Origin of the sequence: Enterobacter sp. E12, assembly GCF_014596715.2 — a bacterium.
GTDB classification, from domain to species: Bacteria; Pseudomonadota; Gammaproteobacteria; order Enterobacterales; family Enterobacteriaceae; genus Enterobacter; species Enterobacter bugandensis.
Genome location: NZ_CP115601.1, coordinates 4,137,177 through 4,155,214, shown reverse-complemented (window position 1 = coordinate 4,155,214; position 18,038 = coordinate 4,137,177). Strand labels below are relative to the sequence as shown.

Annotated in this window: 24 protein-coding genes; 21 read left to right on the top strand and 3 right to left on the bottom strand. The window is 55.6% G+C overall.

Annotation, left to right across the window (positions count from 1 at the left end):
• The first annotated feature begins 257 nt into the window (after positions 1-257).
• Positions 258-1,817: a methyl-accepting chemotaxis protein gene (locus tag IB212_RS19840; protein ID WP_028014479.1), complete on the top strand. Its 1,560-nt coding sequence runs from the start codon at positions 258-260 to the stop codon at positions 1,815-1,817.
• Here the strand turns inward: IB212_RS19840 and IB212_RS19835 are convergent.
• Positions 1,814-2,308, bottom strand: a complete 495-nt coding sequence (locus tag IB212_RS19835; RefSeq protein WP_041908013.1) for a PadR family transcriptional regulator — start codon at positions 2,306-2,308, stop codon at positions 1,814-1,816. The genes IB212_RS19840 and IB212_RS19835 overlap by 4 nt on opposite strands.
• Before the next feature lie 147 nt (positions 2,309-2,455).
• On the opposite strand from IB212_RS19835, the gene IB212_RS19830 reads away from it, so the two are divergent.
• Positions 2,456-3,220, top strand: coding sequence for a siderophore-interacting protein (locus IB212_RS19830; RefSeq protein ID WP_041908015.1), 765 nt, complete (start codon positions 2,456-2,458; stop codon positions 3,218-3,220).
• Here IB212_RS19830 and IB212_RS19825 read toward each other — a convergent pair whose 3' ends face one another.
• Positions 3,221-4,390 carry a DNA repair protein gene (locus tag IB212_RS19825; protein ID WP_041908017.1) on the bottom strand — a complete coding sequence of 390 codons (1,170 nt, stop codon included), beginning with the start codon at positions 4,388-4,390 and terminating at the stop codon, positions 3,221-3,223.
• A 193-nt stretch (positions 4,391-4,583) separates the two neighbouring features.
• Positions 4,584-5,159, bottom strand: coding sequence for a phage repressor protein CI (locus tag IB212_RS19820; protein WP_041908019.1), 576 nt, complete (start codon positions 5,157-5,159; stop codon positions 4,584-4,586).
• A 227-nt stretch (positions 5,160-5,386) separates the two neighbouring features.
• Between IB212_RS19820 and IB212_RS19815 the strand changes: the two genes are divergently transcribed.
• The 19 genes from IB212_RS19815 (at position 5,387) to IB212_RS19725 (ending at position 17,996) form a co-directional block, all read left to right on the top strand.
• Positions 5,387-5,725 carry a DUF5347 domain-containing protein gene (locus tag IB212_RS19815; RefSeq protein ID WP_041908020.1) on the top strand — a complete coding sequence of 113 codons (339 nt, stop codon included), beginning with the start codon at positions 5,387-5,389 and terminating at the stop codon, positions 5,723-5,725.
• 68 nt (positions 5,726-5,793) lie between these two features.
• On the top strand, positions 5,794-6,021 hold the full coding sequence (locus IB212_RS19810) for a DUF2732 family protein (protein ID WP_041908021.1): 228 nt from the start codon (positions 5,794-5,796) through the stop codon (positions 6,019-6,021).
• Positions 6,021-6,242, top strand: coding sequence for a TraR/DksA family transcriptional regulator (locus tag IB212_RS19805; protein ID WP_041908022.1), 222 nt, complete (start codon positions 6,021-6,023; stop codon positions 6,240-6,242). The genes IB212_RS19810 and IB212_RS19805 overlap by 1 nt, the downstream gene beginning before the upstream one ends.
• A 1-nt stretch (position 6,243) precedes the next feature.
• Positions 6,244-8,433, top strand: a complete 2,190-nt coding sequence (locus IB212_RS19800; protein ID WP_041908024.1) for a replication endonuclease — start codon at positions 6,244-6,246, stop codon at positions 8,431-8,433.
• 109 nt (positions 8,434-8,542) lie between these two features.
• Positions 8,543-8,983: a DinI-like family protein gene (locus tag IB212_RS19795; RefSeq protein WP_041908026.1), complete on the top strand. Its 441-nt coding sequence runs from the start codon at positions 8,543-8,545 to the stop codon at positions 8,981-8,983.
• Between the two features lie 180 nt (positions 8,984-9,163).
• Positions 9,164-9,367, top strand: a complete 204-nt coding sequence (locus IB212_RS19790; protein WP_042715252.1) for a tail protein X — start codon at positions 9,164-9,166, stop codon at positions 9,365-9,367.
• Positions 9,358-9,579 carry an HP1 family phage holin gene (locus IB212_RS19785; RefSeq protein ID WP_045260131.1) on the top strand — a complete coding sequence of 74 codons (222 nt, stop codon included), beginning with the start codon at positions 9,358-9,360 and terminating at the stop codon, positions 9,577-9,579. Before IB212_RS19790 ends, IB212_RS19785 begins: the two co-directional genes overlap by 10 nt.
• Complete coding sequence (locus IB212_RS19780; RefSeq protein WP_048958925.1) at positions 9,563-10,072, top strand: lysozyme; 510 nt, start codon at positions 9,563-9,565, stop codon at positions 10,070-10,072. The genes IB212_RS19785 and IB212_RS19780 overlap by 17 nt, the downstream gene beginning before the upstream one ends.
• Positions 10,069-10,494 (top strand): Rz-like lysis system protein LysB, encoded by a 426-nt coding sequence (gene lysB / locus IB212_RS19775; RefSeq protein ID WP_045631363.1) that lies wholly within the window; start codon positions 10,069-10,071, stop codon positions 10,492-10,494. Before IB212_RS19780 ends, lysB begins: the two co-directional genes overlap by 4 nt.
• Positions 10,382-10,627, top strand: a complete 246-nt coding sequence (gene lysC, locus IB212_RS19770) for an Rz1-like lysis system protein LysC (protein WP_075202980.1) — start codon at positions 10,382-10,384, stop codon at positions 10,625-10,627. The genes lysB and lysC overlap by 113 nt, the downstream gene beginning before the upstream one ends.
• Positions 10,590-11,057 (top strand): phage tail protein, encoded by a 468-nt coding sequence (locus IB212_RS19765; RefSeq protein ID WP_188245723.1) that lies wholly within the window; start codon positions 10,590-10,592, stop codon positions 11,055-11,057. Before lysC ends, IB212_RS19765 begins: the two co-directional genes overlap by 38 nt.
• 81 nt (positions 11,058-11,138) lie before the next feature.
• Positions 11,139-11,780: a phage baseplate assembly protein V gene (locus IB212_RS19760; protein ID WP_041908037.1), complete on the top strand. Its 642-nt coding sequence runs from the start codon at positions 11,139-11,141 to the stop codon at positions 11,778-11,780.
• Positions 11,777-12,127 carry a GPW/gp25 family protein gene (locus IB212_RS19755; RefSeq protein WP_041908038.1) on the top strand — a complete coding sequence of 117 codons (351 nt, stop codon included), beginning with the start codon at positions 11,777-11,779 and terminating at the stop codon, positions 12,125-12,127. Before IB212_RS19760 ends, IB212_RS19755 begins: the two co-directional genes overlap by 4 nt.
• Positions 12,128-12,132: 5 nt before the next feature.
• Positions 12,133-13,041 (top strand): baseplate assembly protein, encoded by a 909-nt coding sequence (locus tag IB212_RS19750; protein ID WP_041908040.1) that lies wholly within the window; start codon positions 12,133-12,135, stop codon positions 13,039-13,041.
• Complete coding sequence (locus IB212_RS19745) at positions 13,034-13,564, top strand: phage tail protein I (protein ID WP_041908042.1); 531 nt, start codon at positions 13,034-13,036, stop codon at positions 13,562-13,564. Before IB212_RS19750 ends, IB212_RS19745 begins: the two co-directional genes overlap by 8 nt.
• Before the next feature lie 11 nt (positions 13,565-13,575).
• A complete protein-coding gene (locus IB212_RS19740) occupies positions 13,576-15,447 on the top strand; it encodes a phage tail protein (protein WP_041908044.1) in 1,872 nt (623 codons plus the stop codon).
• A 3-nt stretch (positions 15,448-15,450) separates the two neighbouring features.
• On the top strand, positions 15,451-15,888 hold the full coding sequence (locus IB212_RS19735; RefSeq protein WP_041908046.1) for a tail fiber assembly protein: 438 nt from the start codon (positions 15,451-15,453) through the stop codon (positions 15,886-15,888).
• 390 nt (positions 15,889-16,278) lie between these two features.
• A complete protein-coding gene (locus IB212_RS19730) occupies positions 16,279-17,466 on the top strand; it encodes a phage tail sheath protein (RefSeq protein WP_041908048.1) in 1,188 nt (395 codons plus the stop codon).
• 11 nt (positions 17,467-17,477) lie between these two features.
• The gene (locus tag IB212_RS19725; protein WP_023309235.1) at positions 17,478-17,996 is read left to right on the top strand and encodes a phage major tail tube protein; all 519 of its coding nucleotides are present in this window, start codon (positions 17,478-17,480) and stop codon (positions 17,994-17,996) included.
• Positions 17,997-18,038 lie beyond the last annotated feature (42 nt).

Below are 18,038 nucleotides of genomic sequence, written 5' to 3'. Positions count from 1 at the left end.
ATTTATTGTTAATGAGATATTAAGTAACTAAAGAAATTGCCTCAGTTATTTATTCCTGCCTAAGTCAGTTTTCCCCGATGCTATTTTGCAAAACCCTGTTCTGGTGGTCTGGTAACGATCGATGGGGCGGAATTAATAGTCTCTACCTATCCATTGTGATGGTTATGAAATAAAAAAACGATCAAAGTCATAAAGTTAGCGGATTCGTTACCGATAACAGCGATCGTCTGAGAAATAATCACATCGATGGAGTAAATATGTTCTTACATGACGTAAAGATCGGCACGAAATTATTTCTGGCGTTTGGATTCTTTATTGTCCTGATGGTGATCAGCGCCAGTATGTCCTTACTGAGCCTGAACCGGGCTAACAACGGGATGCAATCCATCATTACCCATGATTATCCCACCACGGTTAAAGCGAACCAGTTAATCGACAACTTCCAGGAATTTATTAGCACTCAGCAGCTCATGCTGCTGGATGAACAGGGAACGTACACGGCACAGTCGCAGCAGCATCTTAAAGAGATCAGCGAGCATATCACGGTGATTTTGGGCGAGCTGAATACGGTGTTGCAGGACCCGAAATCGCAGCAGGTCCTTGCCGAGATCCGCGACGTTCGTCAGCAGTATCTGGACTCGCGCTATCGCATTTTGCAGGCGGTGCAGAATAATGACCGTGCGGGTGCTATCCAGGAGATGATGACCCATACCCTCACCGTGCAGCAGGCCTATAAAGCTAAAGTGCAGGAGCTGATTGCGATTCAGAACCATGAGATGCAGAGCGCGGGGGCGCAGGTGGAAGGAGACTTCAGGTCCAGCCGACTGCTGCTGATCCTGATCACCCTCTTTAGCGTCGCCGCTGGCAGCCTGATTGGCTGGTTTATCGTGCGCGCTATTACCCGCCCACTCGGCGAGGCGGTGAATTTTGCCAATGCCATTTCAGAGGGCGACCTGACGGGCAGCATCACGCCGCACGGCAAAGACGAAACGGGCCTATTGCTGCACGCGCTGATGGAGATGAAAAACCGCCTGCTGGATATTGTGCAGCAGGTGCAAACAGGCTCGGAGAATATCTCCAGCGCAGCCGCGCAGATTGTCGCCGGTAACCAGGATCTTGCCGCGCGCACCGAGGAGCAGGCAAGTTCCGTTGAACAGACCGCCGCCTCGATGGAGCAGATCACCGCGACGGTGAAAAACACCGCCTCGCACACCGGGGAAGCGACTAATCTCTCGGCAGATGCCGCCACGGTGGTCAAAAACAACGGGGAGATGATGAAGCAGGTGACCAGCAAAATGCGCCTGATTAACGAGACGTCGAACCGGATGTCCGACATTATCGACCTGATCGACGCCATTGCGTTCCAGACCAACATTCTGGCGCTGAACGCGGCGGTGGAAGCGGCGCGTGCGGGCGAGCACGGCCGCGGCTTCGCGGTGGTTGCCGGTGAGGTTCGCCAGCTTGCCCAGAAGAGCGCGTCGTCTGCCAGTGAAATTCGCGAGCTGATCGAGAGCTCCACCAGCCAGACCCAGGACGGGATGAATCTGGTGGAAAAAGCGAGCGCGTTGATCAATGGCATGGTCGGCAACGTGGAGGAGATGGACACGATCCTGCGCGAGATCCGCCAGGCCAGCCACGAGCAGACGGAAGGGATCTCGCAGATCAACAGCGCGATTGGCCTGATTGATGCCACCACCCAGCAGAACTCTGCGCTGGTGGAGGAGTCCGTCGCGGCGGCGGCATCCCTTAACGAGCAGGCGATGCACCTGAAAGAGCTGGTACGCGTATTCCGAGTGAGCGAGCACGCGCCGGCTTAATCCAGCTGGGAGATCTCCAGCGCTGCGCGGTCGATTATGCCGATAATCTGCTTGAGCTGCGCGTCGCTGAGCTCTCCCTGATTTACCTTCAGGTCTAACACCGCTTTAAAGTTATCCAGCGCCCGCTTCATCTGCGGGTTTTTGCGCAGCTCAAAGCCGACGCTGCGCGCCTTAATACGCACCTGGATCTGTTCCAGCTGTTCCCGGTTTTCGTCCAGCCAGCGTTGTCCTTCAGCGGTAATCGCAATCTTCTTACGACCGCTCTCTTCTTCCGTAATAGTGATAAAGGTTTGATCCTGCAGATAATCCAGCGTCGGGTAGATCACACCGGGGCTCGGCGTGTAGTTCCCCTGGGTCAGGTTCTCGATCTCTTTGATCAGCTCATAGCCGTGGCTGGCGCTGCGGGTCAGGATATCCAGAATCACCAGTCGCAGGTCGCCGTGGCCGAAAAAGCGCGGTCGGCGTCCGCCGCCGTCGTGTTCATGTCGCATGTTATGTCTCTTAATTTGATATATCTAAACTATATCTAAGATATATTCAGATGCAATCTAAAAAATCTTGCTTTTTTACTGATTAGTAATCATTATCATTTAAAAATCAATTCCGATATATCGTATTCACCAGAGAAGAGGCTAAAAATGGCATCTACCCGTTACCCACAGCGCGTGCGTAATGACCTGCGCTTTCGCGAGCTGACGGTGCGCCGCGTTGAACGCGTTAGCGCAGGCTTTCAGCGCATTGTTTTAGGCGGCGAGGCGCTGGAGGGCTTTAGCTCCCGCGGCTTCGACGACCACACCAAAGTCTTTTTCCCTGCACCTGGCACCACGTTTGTCCCGCCGAAGGTCACCGATGAAGGCATCGACTGGGGCGACGGCGTACGTCCACAGGCGCGCGACTATACGCCGCTGTACGATGAGGCAAATCATGAACTGGCGCTCGATTTCTTCATTCATGACGGCGGGATTGCCAGCGGCTGGGCAGTCGAGGCGAAGGTGGGCGACAGGTTGACGATCGGCGGCCCGCGCGGTTCGCTGGTAGTGCCGGAGGATTACGCCTGGCAGCTGTACGTGTGCGACGAGTCCGGCATGCCGGCGCTGCGTCGACGTTTAGAGAGCATTGCTAAACTGCCGGTTTGTCCGGAGATTCACGCGGTGGTGACCGTAGGTGACGAATCTTATAAGGACTATCTGGCGCACCTGAGTGATTTCAACATCACCTGGGTGGTGGGCCACAGCGAGCAGGCAGTGGCTGACCGTCTGGCGGCGCTGGCCGTGCCGGAGGAGGATTACTTTATCTGGCTGACCGGAGAAGGGAAGGTGGTAAAAAGCCTGAGCCGCCAGTTTGAAACCAACGCGATTGACCAGCATCTGGTGCGTGCCAGCGCATACTGGCACGCTAAATAATCAGGCTGCCGAATCCATTTGCGCTTCGTTAACCTGGTGTTCGAGCGAGGCGCATACCTCTTTTAGCGCTTTCTCCTGCTGAGCAAAGTACGCTTCCATATTGCTCAGCGACGATACCAGCAGCCAGGACTCCTCTTTTTCCAGCTCCGCCAGCTCGTTCACTAAGGTGTCGATTTGCTCGCGGACCTGCGCCATTTTTTTGCGGATACGCTCCAGATCGTTCAGCCTGTCGCTCGCCATCAATGGCTCGAACCCCTGCTGCAGGCGGGCCACCAGCGAGCGAATAGTTTTGACGTCGCCGCGCTGTTTGGCCTGGTTGAGCTGCACCATCATCGCGTTGGCTTCCTCTTTCAGATCGTCTGCGACTAAATCCGGATGGCAGAGCTTGCTCGCCTGCCGCCAGAGGCGCTTGAGTTCGTTCTGATCTTCTTCCGAGAGATGTTTGCCCTTGCGCAACCGCACTTCGGCATCGTGATGCTGTTCGCGATACTTCTCGTACTCTTCGTTGGCCTCGTCGCGCGCCTGACGCGCGGGCTCTTCTTCGCGCGTTAAGCCGCTTTCCAGTTCGAGCGCTTCGGCCAGCAGGTTGGCAATCAGATTGCTTTGTTGCTCCAGATGCTTACGCGCCTGAGCGGCCTGGACGGAGTCAGCCGGGAGATCGCGCCAGCGCTGGGTAAGCGTCGCCAGCACCTCCACCGCCTGCGCCATATAGCGCTGACAGCGGCGGTAATCCTCCTCGCGACGACGTGCCTCCGCCTGCTGACGACGCAGGTTCAGCTCCGCCAGCGTTTTACGCAGGGCGAGGATCTGCTGCATCAGCGGTCCGAGGCGGGAGAAATAGAGATCGTTGAACTCATCAAGCTGCTGCACGCGCGCGTTGCGGCGGTCAATCAGATCGCGCAGACGCTCTTCCAGCGCCTTCAGCTCCAGCTTGCTGGCGGCTACCTGTGGGTCACGCCACTGGGTCACGGCGCGTTGGCCCTGCAGCCAGGCGGTTATGGCCGCCATGGCCGAGGTATAGTTCTTTTCCTCAAGCGCCACGACGATTGCCTGTAGCTCATCGTCAAACGCTTCATTTTTCAGGCGTGTCAGCTGGCTCTGGATGATGTCGTCATCTTCCAGTTCAATGGCATTTTTAATGATTTCTAGCCGTTTGATCGGTGTGCTCATGATGCCTTTCGCTTTGGCGCTTAAGTATTTGAGTTAAGGGTAGTTGTTGTAAAAGCTACAGGAAATAATACACACGGATGATGATCGGCGCGATGGGGGATTTCTTTAGATTTGCAGTTTGTGAGGTACGAGATATGAGCAGGAGAGCGAATACGCAAAATGGCTTCGTTTTCACTGTTTCCCGCTCTGTCCCTTAAATAACCTCGCTGTAGATCCCCACCACGCGACCCACCGTTTTTATCTCGTTGATACCGCACTCAAACGGAACTTTACCGCCCGCTACGTGAAGTTTTTTGCCCGGTAACAGCGTTAAGTCGCGGATGCTGGCGGTGCCTTCAATCTCGACCAGCCAAAGGCCGTCGGTTAACGACGCCTCTTTTTCGATAAAGTGAAGCTTTCCCTCCGCCCGAACAGCGATGCCGCGAGCCAGCGGTTTGCTAAAGAAACTGGCATCGATGCTCAAAATGGTATTTTCTTCCAGCTTACCATCACTGAGTGTGAATGCCGAAACTGAAACCGGATCGCCCGATGCGGGGTTACCTTCAAACTGCGCACCTTGCCCGGTCATCAGCCAGCGCAAGCTGGCACCGGTGTCCAGCGCGCACTGAACCGCGAAGTCGTAAGAGATGGTACCGCGCGCGTAGCGGTTCTGAAGCGAGCTGGCGGCGATATTAAAGTGCCGGGCCAGCTGGATTTTCTGCGTGAAACCATATACCTGACAGATTCTATCGAGTAACTCTTCATTATTCACTTGAGAATCCAGTATCAAAATATATTCCTTTGGGTGTTTACTAATACTCAATTGGGTATTAATATCATTGCAAATTCGAGCAATCAGCGGCAGAAGTTGGCAAACAGAGGCTAATGATTGCAGACATTATCAAAATGGGAATTTTGCAGCATGGTTTGTGAAATCGCAATCATCAAACGGCGGAAAATGCCGTGCTATGAGCGTTTTCAGCACATTAGCGTGCGTGAATTTATGCGAGGGGAGATATGGCGATAGAAGCTGCCCATGCAAGGGTTCCACTTAGCGTGGGAGCACGTCTTAACGGGCTTAACCACGTCGCTGAACTGCGCGCCCGATACGGGAGCGATAGCGGAAAAGAGCTGGCACGGTTTATGGCCGAGCTGCGCGATAAGCGCGATCCCTGTTTTGAGGAGAACTGCAGGGCGCTGGCCGCCATCTTTTACCTGGCGAGATTACCCGTCGCCCGTCATGAGTGCGATATCAGCGAGCTGACGACCGAAGAGAAACGGGCGCTAATTAACGCCATGAATCATTTTCGTGCTGTTGTGAGTTTATTTCCTGAACGGCTGACGATGCCGATATAACCCAACCAAAAACCTAATGGCGTAAACCCGCCGGGCAGCCTATTGCCTGAAATTAAGGAGAACGCGTGATGCGAAACAGTGAAAACCGCCCCTATCCGATCGGAAGTGAAGAACTGAAACGCCTGCTGATGGAGGCTAAAACAGAGGAACGATGCGCGCGAGCCCTCGCGGTCTCCCTGCGCCTGGAGGCGCTGGCGAGCCATATCTACAAAACCGGCATGAGCGGAGAGGACGTTGCCGAACTGCTGTGCCACGAGGCAGCCCGCTACGAGCGTGAATCACAGGAGCTGCACTGATGGCCGATTTTATCGATCTTGCGCAGGCGCGCGAGCAGGAAGACAGAGAGCGCCACATTAACAGCGCCCGCAGGCGACCCGCATCGCCTTCGCGTTTTCTGTGCGAGGACTGCGATGCGCCGATACCTGAGGCGCGTCGAAAGGCGGTACCTGGAGTGGCCTTGTGCATCACATGCCAGGAGATCGCGGAGATGAAAAATAAACACGTCCGGGGAGGATGAGTTGGCGACGTCATTTGCTTATCCGTGGAACGCTCCACGGTCGGCCATTGCCAGCCCTTACCTCACGCACACCCAACAGCAGCGTCGCGATCGCCTCTTCGCGGCGCTGCAGCAGGCAAGAATTGCCCTCTCACAGCAGCCTGACTGCGTGCGCTTCGAGGTCTGGCGCACGATTGATGCCCTCGAGCAGCATCAGGGCAGCCTGAAGGCTAATGCTTTCTCGATCCGCTTCTGCAAAAGGATGTTGCCTCGCCTGCGTCTGGTCTCTGAACGCTATGCCTGCAAGGGCCTGCACAATACGGTCTCCAGGGCCGTGTTTAATGACCATTTCGACACCCAGATTCTGCAATACCTCGCTTCGAGGATGGTTGAGCTGGTTACGCGCTATAACCGTCTTCCGGATATGTCCCGCGCGGACATCGACCTGCTGGCCGCAGATATCGCCAGCTTTATTCGCGGCGAGCTGGCGAATATTAACGATGCTGAGATGGGCGAATACCGGACGCTTTACGTCTGGTACCAGCGCGCCGGACTGATCGCCCGGCAGTTCAACGTTTCGCCTCCCCACTGGGAACGGGTGTCAAAGACGTTTTTCAACAAAGATGACGTTGCCTCGGCGGTGATCCGCATGTTTTCCGAGGTGTGGTGGCGCGGGCGCCTGCGCCGTATCGCGGCGGCCTGGCGCGAGCATTTGCAGATTGCCCTCGGCAACGTCAGCAAAAAGAGAACGGCGTATGCGAGCAGGCGCTGCGTGACCGAGTGGCGCGAGCAGAAGCGCCGCACCCGCGAATTTCTCAAGGGCATGGAGCTTGAAGATGAAGAGGGCAACCGCATCAGCCTGATTGAAAAATACGATACCTCGGTGTCTAACCCGGCGATACGCCGCTGTGAACTGATGACCCGCATCCGCGGTTTTGAAAATATCTGTGAGGCGCTGGGCTACGTGGGCGAGTTCTATACCTTAACCGCGCCCGCGCAGTATCACGCGACCGTGAAATCGGGCTACTCCAACGCTAAGTGGAACGGGGCCAGCCCGGCGGATACGCAAGGCTACTTTACCCGTCTCTGGGCACGTATCCGGGCAAAACTCCACCGGGACGGGCGACGTATTTTTGGTATCCGCGTTGCGGAACCCCATCACGACGGTACGCCCCACTGGCACATGCTGATGTTTATGCTGCCGGGAGATGTTGACTGCGTTCGCCAGATTATCGGGGATTACGCGCGGCAGGAGGATGCTGTTGAGCTGCAGAGCGAAAGTGCCATAAGAGCGCGCTTTCACGCGGAAGCGATCGATCCTAAGAAAGGCAGTGCTACCGGTTACATAGCCAAATACATCTCAAAGAATATCGACGGCTATGCGCTCGATGGCGAGACCGATAACGAAAGCGGCGGGCTTCTGAAGGAGACGGCGTCCGCCGTTTCGGCCTGGGCGGGACGCTGGCACATTCGTCAGTTTCAGTTCATCGGCGGCGCGCCGGTAACGGTCTACCGCGAGCTGCGACGTATGGCGGATACTGAGGCCGCGCGCGGCTTGAGCGTTGAGTTTGCCGCCGTCCATGATGCCGCCGACGCCGGTGACTGGGCGGGTTACGTTACTGCGCAGGGAGGGCCGTTTGTCCGTCGCGATGATTTACAGGTGCGCACGCTGTATGGACCGCGCGCCGGGTTTAACCAGTACGGCGAGGAAACGGTCCGTATTCGTGGCGTGTACGACTCCGCCGTCGGCGCGGGCAGCCCGATTGTCACCCGGCTCACCCAGTGGAAAATTGTGCCGAAGAGGGCCTCGGAAATTAAGAATGCGCCTGAGCCCTCTCGGAGTTCTGTCAATAACTGTACGCAGGACAATCTGTCTCAGCCCCTAAGCCGGCGTGCGAGACGGGCATTAACCGAACGCATCAAATTCATCCGCCCCGGCGCTACGTCGCCCATCGTCTTCGCGAGCGACCCGCAGAACGGGGTACCAGAGAAGGTGATTGACGAGATACGGCTCGCCACCGGGATAGCCATCAGCCGGGGCGAGGCCCTGCATCTTATGGCCGGAGGCGTTAGCCGTTTTAACGACAAATGGTGCAGGGGCGCAGCTGACGGAACGCTATTTCCTGCAGCGTGTTCTTATCAGGAAAAGGCGCGGAAAATCCTTGAACGTATTGGGTATTTAACGGATTTGTTAACCAGGCGAGTACGCTAATCTTTATCGATATCATGTACATACCGTTAAAGGTTCTGATTTTTCGCTTCACTCTTTTTATGAATACATGCTACTGTATGTTTATACAGTATCTCGTGGTGGAGGTTGTGTGGACAGAGAGTTGAACGAGCAGGTCATGATTGAACGAGTCGAGATGATTGCTCGGCTGACGACAGAAGGAACGTGTCAGGAAAGAGATCGTGAGATTGCCCTGAATTTGATTGCTGAGATTGCGCGGGGAAATTTAATCAAGAACAACGCCTTTACCGTTGTTTTCTCGGCATCGCCTGTTCCGGAACGAATCAAAAAAGAGAGTAACGTTCGGGTGAACATTACTCTCGATAAAGATCGGCTGGCTGGCCAGTCCGTCGCCGAAGCCTTTCAGTGCGAACTGACCCGCAGAATAGGGTCCCTGTTTCCGTCAACGAGGGTGACCGTGAGAGTAGGCTCGGTGACGGGGGTAGAGCTCCAGGGGCTTGAAAAAGAGGCCGATCGCGAGGCGCTGGACACTATTCTCCGGGAAGTCTGGGAAGACGAGAGCTGGCGCTAAACCCGGTTTTATTACCCGGACCGAACACCCTCATTAGATTTTTACGTTCCCATTGAACCGCGCTTCGCTTCCCTCGGATGGTTTGTTGTGTCCGCGAGCGTCCATCCGTCGGCGATAGCGAAAAGCCTGCTGGCCCGGGAAACTCTTCAGTACCTGGAAACCGGATGTTGGGAGCGACTGATGAAGATCTATGCAATGCAGGGGGACACGCTTGATGCCGTTTGCGCCCGCTTTTATGGGCGCACGGCTGGCGTCGTTGAAGCCGTTCTGAAGGCCAACTCTGGCCTCGCGGAGTTAGGGGTTATCTTGCCTCACGGAACGCCGGTAGAGATGCCGGAGGTGGATAGCGCCCCCACAAAAGAATCCGTAAACCTATGGGACTGAGCCTGGAGAAAATCACCACGTTTATCGCCTACTGGCTGGCCGTGGCGCTTGCCTGGTTCGGTGCGATGTCTCCTGACAAAGTCGCGCTGTACGTGGGAAGTCTTTGCGCCATTTTTACCGCGCTGACGAATTACTGGTTTAAGCGAAAAACCTGGCGCTATCTCAAATCTCTTGGCCTCGATAAGAAGAGCATTCGTGAACTCAATCATTAAGCGTTGCAGCGTCGCCGGCGTGCTGGCCCTGGCGGTGCTGATGCCTGATTTTCGGTTACTGAAAACGTCTCCTGAGGGGCTGGCGTTGATTGCCGATCTTGAAGGATGCCGCCTCTCGCCCTACCGGTGTAGTGCCGGGGTGTGGACGTCAGGCATTGGCCACACGGCAAACGTTGTGCCCACGCGGGACATTACCGAACGCGAGGCCGCGGCAAACCTGGTCGCTGATGTGCTCAACGTTGAGCGGCGGCTGGCGGCGTGCGCGCCGGTGGAGATGCCGCCTCGGGTCTACGACGCGCTGGTGAGCTTCACGTTTAATGTCGGCGCAGGCGCTGCCTGCCGTTCGACGCTGGTGTCCTTTATCAAGCGTAAACAGTGGTCGCAGGCGTGCGAGCAGCTTACCCGCTGGGTGTACGTCAACGGCGTTAAAAATACCGGGCTCGAAAATCGCCGTGTCCGCGAGAAGGCATGGTGCACGAAGGGGTTGCCATGAGAGCCCTCATGCTGGCGCTGGCCGGGCTGCTGGCCATCACGCTGTGGCTCCGTCATGACAACCTGACCCTGTCCCGTTCCTTAGCTACGGCTAACCGGGTCGCCAGCGAGCAAAAAAATGCCCTCGCCACGCTTAACCATCAGCTGTCCCTGTCGCAACGGATTGCCCGATCAAACGAAAACGCCCAGGTCAGGCTCCGTGAGGCGCTTGTCACTGCGGGTGAGGAGAGCGCGAAACGGGAAGCGACTATCGGGAGATTACTTAATGAAAATGAAGCGTTACGCCGCTGGTATAACGCTCGGCTGCCTGATGCTATCCGCAGGTTGCACACCCGCACCGCCTGCGCCTCCGCAGCCCATTGTTTACCACGCCTGCCCGAAGGTGAGCCTCTGCCCGATGCCGGGCAGCGAACCCGCCACTAACGGCGATCTCAGCGCGGATATTCGCAGGCTTGAGTATGCCCTTATCGCCTGCGCGCTGCAGGTTGAAACCATTAAAAACTGTCAGGATAAATTCGATGCACAAACTCAAGAGCCTGCGCCAGGCATTAATTGACGCCATCCCCCAACTGAACGCCAGCCCGGAGCGCCTGCAGATGTCGGTCGGAAACGGCCATATTGACGCCCGCCTGGCCTCCTCGCTCTCCTTTGAAAAGCACTATGAGCTGATTGCAAAGGTCAGCGGTTTCACCGGCGACAGCGAGGGATTTTTCGTTCCCGTGCTGGCCTGGCTTCGGGAGAACCAGCCGGACATTTTTACCCTTGATGAAGGCCGTAAAAACGGATGTTCCTTCGCGATCGTCTTAAACGATGACGATACGATGGATATCAGCATCAGTTTGCAATTAACCGAGCGCATGCTTGTTGCACAGGATAAGAGCGCTCTGTACGCGACGTATTCCCCCGAACCGCCGCTGCCGGAGCCCGTCACGCGTCCGACGTCGTTGTACATCAACGGTGAGCTGGTCAGCCAGTGGGAGGCGTAATTTCCCCCGCGCCGTGTTGTTTCATCCCGCATAAAACCCCGTCTCGTTGCTGCCGTTCCTCCTGAACGGCATTCTCTTCTCATGAATACATTAACTTCCATGAACGGTATCGCTCGCGCGATCCGCAATCTGATTCGTATCGGTGTTGTGACCGAGGTTGACCTCAACAGAGGGCTTTGTCGTGTCCAGACCGGCGGGATGAAAACTACCTGGCTGAACTGGCTAACCTGTCGTGCGGGACGTTCGCGCGTCTGGTGGGCGCCTTCCGAGGGCGAGCAGGTGCTGCTGCTGGCCATCGGAGGCGAGCTTGATACCGCCTTTGTGCTGCCCGGCATTTTCTCGGACGACCATCCGGCCCCGTCCGGGTCGTCTGACGCGCTCCATGTATCGTTCCCTGACGGCGCGGTGATCGAGTACGAACCCGAACGCGGGGCGCTGACGGTTACTGGCATTAAAACGGCCGACATTACCGCCTCGGAATCGCTGACCGCCACCGTGCCGGAGGTGCGGGTGACGTCAACTTCCCGCATCACGCTGGATACGCCTGAAGTGGTGTGTACCAACAAGTTAATTACCGCCTCTCTTGAAGTGCAGCAGGGCGGTGTGATGGCCGGAAATATTGAGCATTCCGGCGGTAAATTCACCTCCAACGGGGTGCAGGTGGACAACCACGCGCACGGCAGCGTGCAAAGCGGCGGAAGCTGGACTAAGGGGACACAATGACGGTGCGATACAGGGGAATGAACAGGCAGACCGGGCTGAGCATTTCAGAAGCTGAACACATCCGGCAAAGCGTGCGCGACATTCTGGTCACGCCGATTGGCTCGCGGGTCATGCGCAGGGATTACGGCTCGCTGCTGGCGGCGATGATCGACAGGCCGCAGAGCCCTGCGCTGCGTCTGCAAATCATGTCCGCATGCTATTCCGCCATCCAGAAATGGGAGCCGCGGATAAGCCTGACGGCAATCACTTTCGAGCGTTCGGAGAACGACGGGACGTTGTATGTCGATATCACCGGCACGCGCCCGACCTCCGGACAATCCTTTTCTATCACCATTTCACTGAGTTAAACGCTATGGCTATTGTTGATCTGAGCCAGCTCGCCGCGCCTGATGTCGTGGAAGAGGTGGATTATGAAACGCTGTTGGCAGAACGAAAGGCCACCTTTGTCTCGCTCTATCCCGAAGAGGAACGAGAGGCGATTGCGCGGACGCTGACGCTGGAGTCAGAGCCGATTGTGAAGCTCCTGCAGGAGAATGCCTACCGGGAAGTCATGTGGCGTCAGCGGGTTAACGAGGCCGCGCGTGCGGTCATGTTGGCCTATGCAGCGGGCAGCGATCTGGACCAGATTGGGGCAAACGCTAACCTTGCGCGTCTGGTGATCGCCCCTGCCGACGACACCACGTTCCCACCCACGCCGGCTGTGATGGAGTCCGATACCGATTTTCGTCTGCGCATCCAGCAGGCGCCGGAAGGGCTGAGCGTGGCCGGTTCGACGGGCGCGTACCAGTTCCATGGCCGCAGTGCCGATGGCCGGGTAGCGGACATCTCCGTCATCAGCCCGCAGCCGGCGAACGTCACGATTTCCGTTCTCTCCCGGGAGAATAACGGCATAGCGTCTGAAGAGCTGATCGCTATTGTTCGTAACGCCCTAAACGATGAAGACATCAGGCCGGTTGCCGACCGCGTTACCGTCCAGTCGGCCAAAATAGTTGATTACAGCATCGAAGCATCGCTTTTCCTTTTTCCCGGCCCCGAAAGCGAGCCGGTACTCAACGCGGCAAGAACCCGGTTACAGGCCTATATCACGGCTCAGCATCGTCTTGGACGCGATATTCGCAAGTCCGCCATTTATGCCGCTCTTCACGTAGAAGGGGTGCAGCGGGTGGAACTGACCGCACCCGCGGCTGACATCGTGCTTGATGAAACCCAGGCCTCATGGTGCAGCCACTACAGCGTAACCGTGGGAGGGAACGATGAGTAACACCCGCCTTTTACCGGTTGGCTCATCGCCCCTTGAGGTCGCGGCAGCGCGCGCCTGTGCGGACATCGAAAATACGCCCGTTCCGTTGCGCCACCTCTGGAATGTGGATACCTGCCCGGCGAATTTGCTGCCGTGGCTGGCATGGGCATTTTCGGTTGACCGCTGGGACGAGAGCTGGCCGGAAGCCACCAAGCGGGACGTGATCCGCGCGGCGTGGTTTATCCATGCCCACAAAGGGACGATTGGCGCCGTGCGTCGCGTGGTGGAGCCGCTTGGCTATCTGATTAACGTCACCGAGTGGTGGGAAACCAACGATCCGCCCGGCACTTTCCGCCTTGATATTGGCGTGCTGGACACCGGTATTAACGAGGAAATGTATTACGAAATGGAGAGGCTGGTTGCTGATGCAAAGCCTGCCAGCCGCCACCTTATTGGCCTGAATATCATCCAGGACATTCCGGGTTATCTCTATACCGGCGCCTTGGGCTATGACGGCGACATCATCACGGTTTATCCCGGATAAGTGAGAGCACAATGACAGTGAAATATAAAACGGTTATCACCAAAGCCGGTGCCGAAAAACTGGCTGCAGCGACCGTCCCGAACGGCAAGAAAGTGAATTTTACGGCGATGGCGGTGGGTGACGGTGGTGGCACGTTGCCGGTGCCTGATGCCGGGCAGACGAAGCTGGTTAATGAAGTCTGGCGCCATGCGCTGAATAAAATCAGCCAGGATAACAAGCATCAAAATTATGTGATCGCGGAACTGCTCATTCCGCCTGAAACCGGTGGTTTCTGGATGCGAGAAATGGGCCTCTATGATGACACCGGGACACTAATTGCCGTTGGGAACATGGCTGAAAGCTATAAGCCGTTGTTGGCGGAAGGATCCGGACGTGCGCAGACCGTGCGTATGGTCATCATGGTAAGCGACATTGAGTCAGTCGAACTCTCGATAGATACGTCTACGGTAATGGCGACCCAGGAGTACGTTGATGAGAAGCTTGAAGAGCATGAGCAGTCTCGTCGCCATCCTGATGCCACGCTAACGGCTAAAGGGTTTACTCAGCTTAGTAGTGCGACTGATAGCTCCTCTGAAGCGCTGGCGGCAACGCCGAAAGCGGTTAAGGCTGCCTACGACCTTGCCCGTGGTAAGTATACGGCTCAGGATGCGACTACCGGACAAAAGGGGATTGTTCAGCTTAGCAGTGCGACCGATAGTGCTTCAGAGACGCTTGCGGCCACATCAAAGTCTGTGAAGACTGTCAGTGATGATCTCATAAAGCTGAAAAACAGTCTGGGTACTGCTGCTGGTAAAAATGCCCAGGATAGTCGTGACGACATCACGCCCGGGCGCGTGGTGGTTAACGGTGGTGCGCTTGCTATACGGTCTGCGGCTGCCGAAGCGAGCAGAGAGATTAAAGACGCAAGCGGTCTTCCTGCTAATTCCGTAAGTTTCTGTTATGCCAGTGCTGCCTATTCACCTGGCTATGAGGCGACAATTCTTGATGTGGGAGGACTGGGTGGTAACTATCGGGTGCAATATGCTGCGTCTTATAGTGATGGCGGTAAACAGCTAAAATTCCGTACCTTAAATGGAGATAACGGATACTGGGGGAGCTGGACGAAAGTTCTCACAAACTACGGGGGAAGCGTTGATTATCTCGATGGTGCAAAGTATTACGCCACTAAGCCGGAATACTGGCAGGGAGGTGGGGCATTTGCACATCAATATACTAATGGCTCAGCACCGTTTTTTGTTGGTGGATACACTACCGCTAAAGATAATTCGGTATACCTTCCGATCGTGAAAGGAACGTCTGTAACGAGTGGTCATGGATATGGCGCTTCTGTTAGTTTTGGCATATTACGATCGGGTAAAAATGATTTTGGTTCCGCAGTCGTTCATATCATTGGGGATTCTGGCAGTGGAGCCCTGTATTCTTTTGATGCAAACGGAACATTCAATGCACCCCAACGGCTTTATAGCGGCGACTCAATTCTTGCTGCTGGGCAAATTAACAGCGGAGGCAATATCGTTGCGGGTCAGGGGGTGTTTGAATCCGGCGGGCAGGTAAGGGTTTATTCTTCGAACAACCCGCCACCGAACCAGTCAGGGTCGACCACCACCGGAAACAACTCTGCCTATTACCGTCACGGCAACGGTCAGGTGTTCATGCAGTGTATTGGCGGGGTTGCTTCCAACTCCAATTCCAACCCGGATGTCACTGTTTATCTTCCGGCTGCTTTTCCTAACGGAATCCTCGCAATAGGTGGCTCTTTCAGCGGAACAGGGGGGAGTGACAGAGATTCTTACTGGACAGCTAACCCTTTAAGTGCAAGTGCTTTCACTCTTCACACGCGGAATATGAGCGGTTATTTCTCTTTTGTCGTAACAGGATATTAGTTTATGCATAGTCAGTTATTCAGCAATAAAACGCGCGGCTTCTATCCGATAAAAAGTCTGCGCTATTACAAGTCTGTTAACGCTCTGCCGGATGACCTTGTTCGGGTCAGTGATTCAGAGCATGAAAAATTTGTCGGTGCTGCTCCCGTTAACTGCGCCCCCGGTTACAACGTCGAGAGTAAACAGATGGAATGGATCACTGTAACCGCACCGGTCAGAACACCAGAAGAAACCCTCGCGACTAATCGCAGAGAGCTATTGAACAGGCAACGAGAGGCGGCGGTTCGCGCTTTTCCGCTGCAGTCTGCAGTTGATTTGGGGATTGCCACCGAGGAAGAAAGAATACAACTGGAAGAACTGAAAAAATACGTTGTTGAACTGACGGGGGTTGACCTCAGTACACCTGACTGGCCTAAAACTCCTGTGTGGATTTCTGTTTAATCGGTTGGTTATTTTAAAGAAATAGTCCGCATCATGCGGGCTATTTCTTATTCATAGGGACATTCCTCATATTCTTCTGTTTCATCACCGACAAAGAATTGCAGCTAGTAATAACCAAAAATCCACCTTGCAGTCCGACCATCTGTTAACCACAGTAAAATCGTCATAACCATCGTTATTGGCGCAACGATATCGATAATATTCAATCATTAATCATGGTTATCGACGAACAATGACTCATGATTGATCGCTCAAAATGAGCGGTCACCTTTCCCGCGCGGGTCAACCACTCACTGTGCGTTGTGCTGTCTTACCTCCAACGTCATTACGTTTCATAACTCCCCCGCCCAAGAGAAACTAGCCTCACCACTAAACGAAGGAGTTAACCGGATGGGCGACTATCACCACGGCGTGGAAGTTATCGAAATCAACGATGGCACCCGCACCATTTCCACCGTCTCGACGGCAATCATCGGCATGGTCTGTACGGCCAGCGATGCTGACGACAAGACATTTCCTTTAAACGAGCCCGTGCTCATTACCAACGTGCAAAGCGCGATTGCGAAAGCCGGCAAAGCGGGGACGCTGTCCGCTTCTCTGCAGGCGATCGCCGACCAGTGTAAACCGGTTGTTGTGGTTGTTCGCGTGGCTGAAGGTACTGCAGAGACCCCGGAAGAGGCCCGCAAACAGACCGTTTCCAACATCATCGGTACCACCGATGAAAACGGTAAATACACCGGTCTGAAGGCGCTTCTCACGGCGAAAACGGTGACCGGCGTTAAGCCTCGCATTCTCGGCGTACCGGGGCTGGACTCTCAGGAAGTCGCGACCGCTCTGGCCGCCACGTGCCAGAGCCTGCGCGCGTTTGGCTATGTCAGCGCATGGGGGTGCAAAACCATTTCTGAGGCGATCAACTACCGCAAAAACTTTAGCCAGCGCGAGCTGATGGTTATCCACCCTGATTTTCTGGCGTGGGATACCACTACGAATGCGACGACAATGGCCTGGGCGACCGCCCGTGCGCTTGGCCTGCGTGCCAAAATCGATCAGACAATGGGCTGGCATAAAACCCTGTCAAACGTTGGCGTTAACGGCGTCACTGGCGTAAGCGCTTCGGTCTCCTGGGATCTGCAGGAACAGGCCACCGACGCGAACCTGCTTAACCAGGCTGGCGTCACCACGCTGATTCGCAACGACGGCTTCAAATTCTGGGGTAACCGCACCTGCTCAGACGATCCGTTATTCGTCTTTGAAAACTACACCCGTACCGCGCAGGTGCTGGCCGATACCATGGCGGAAGCGCACGCGTGGGCGATGGATAAACCCATCACGCCAACGCTTATCCGCGACATCGTGTCCGGTATTAATGCCAAGTTCCGCGAGCTGAAAACCAACGGCTATATCGTCGACGGCTCCTGCTGGTATGACCCTGAGTCGAACGACGCATCAACCCTGAAAGCGGGGAAACTGTATATCGATTATGACTACACCCCTGTCCCGCCGCTGGAAAATCTGACCCTGCGCCAGCGCATCACCGATACCTATCTGGCAGACCTGTCAGATTCGGTTAATAGCTAAGGAGCTGAAGCATGGCGTTACCACGCAAACTGAAATATCTGAATATGTTCAACGATGGCCTGAGCTACATGGGCGTTGTTGAGTCCGTCACCTTGCCGAAGCTTACCCGCAAGCTGGAGAAGTATCGCGGCGGCGGTATGCCCGGCTCGGTCTCTGTCGATCTCGGCCTGGACGATGATGCCCTGGCGCTGGAGTGGACCGTTGGCGGTCTGCCGGACGCCGCGCTGTGGGCGCAGTATGCCTCTCCGGGCGCGGACAGCGTGCCGCTGCGCTTTACTGGCTCTTATCAGCGCGATGACACCGGCGAAATTTCCGCCGTCGAAATCGTCATGCGCGGTCGTCATAAAGAGTTTGATGGCGGTGAAAACAAGCAGGGCGAGAGCGGCACCACCAAAATGTCCACCGAGTGCGCCTACTACCAGCTGACCATTGATGGCAAAGAGATCATCGAAATCGACATCATCAACATGGTGCTGAAAGTCGATGGTGTCGATCGCCTGGCAGAACACCGTAAGGCCATCGGCCTGTAGCCCTTTAAACGGCCGGGATCGCCGGCCGGTAAGTTAACTTTG

Coding starts and splice junctions, on each gene's coding strand:
- IB212_RS19840 (WP_028014479.1), top strand. CDS start 258: ATGTTCTTACATGACGTAAAGATCGGCACGAAATTATTTCTGGCGTTT.
- IB212_RS19835 (WP_041908013.1), bottom strand. CDS start 2,308: ATGCGACATGAACACGACGGCGGCGGACGCCGACCGCGCTTTTTCGGC.
- IB212_RS19830 (WP_041908015.1), top strand. CDS start 2,456: ATGGCATCTACCCGTTACCCACAGCGCGTGCGTAATGACCTGCGCTTT.
- IB212_RS19825 (WP_041908017.1), bottom strand. CDS start 4,390: ATGAGCACACCGATCAAACGGCTAGAAATCATTAAAAATGCCATTGAA.
- IB212_RS19815 (WP_041908020.1), top strand. CDS start 5,387: ATGGCGATAGAAGCTGCCCATGCAAGGGTTCCACTTAGCGTGGGAGCA.
- IB212_RS19810 (WP_041908021.1), top strand. CDS start 5,794: ATGCGAAACAGTGAAAACCGCCCCTATCCGATCGGAAGTGAAGAACTG.
- IB212_RS19805 (WP_041908022.1), top strand. CDS start 6,021: ATGGCCGATTTTATCGATCTTGCGCAGGCGCGCGAGCAGGAAGACAGA.
- IB212_RS19790 (WP_042715252.1), top strand. CDS start 9,164: ATGAAGATCTATGCAATGCAGGGGGACACGCTTGATGCCGTTTGCGCC.
- IB212_RS19785 (WP_045260131.1), top strand. CDS start 9,358: ATGGGACTGAGCCTGGAGAAAATCACCACGTTTATCGCCTACTGGCTG.
- lysB (WP_045631363.1), top strand. CDS start 10,069: ATGAGAGCCCTCATGCTGGCGCTGGCCGGGCTGCTGGCCATCACGCTG.
- lysC (WP_075202980.1), top strand. CDS start 10,382: ATGCTATCCGCAGGTTGCACACCCGCACCGCCTGCGCCTCCGCAGCCC.
- IB212_RS19765 (WP_188245723.1), top strand. CDS start 10,590: ATGCACAAACTCAAGAGCCTGCGCCAGGCATTAATTGACGCCATCCCC.
- IB212_RS19760 (WP_041908037.1), top strand. CDS start 11,139: ATGAATACATTAACTTCCATGAACGGTATCGCTCGCGCGATCCGCAAT.
- IB212_RS19755 (WP_041908038.1), top strand. CDS start 11,777: ATGACGGTGCGATACAGGGGAATGAACAGGCAGACCGGGCTGAGCATT.
- IB212_RS19750 (WP_041908040.1), top strand. CDS start 12,133: ATGGCTATTGTTGATCTGAGCCAGCTCGCCGCGCCTGATGTCGTGGAA.
- IB212_RS19745 (WP_041908042.1), top strand. CDS start 13,034: ATGAGTAACACCCGCCTTTTACCGGTTGGCTCATCGCCCCTTGAGGTC.
- IB212_RS19740 (WP_041908044.1), top strand. CDS start 13,576: ATGACAGTGAAATATAAAACGGTTATCACCAAAGCCGGTGCCGAAAAA.
- IB212_RS19735 (WP_041908046.1), top strand. CDS start 15,451: ATGCATAGTCAGTTATTCAGCAATAAAACGCGCGGCTTCTATCCGATA.
- IB212_RS19730 (WP_041908048.1), top strand. CDS start 16,279: ATGGGCGACTATCACCACGGCGTGGAAGTTATCGAAATCAACGATGGC.
- IB212_RS19725 (WP_023309235.1), top strand. CDS start 17,478: ATGGCGTTACCACGCAAACTGAAATATCTGAATATGTTCAACGATGGC.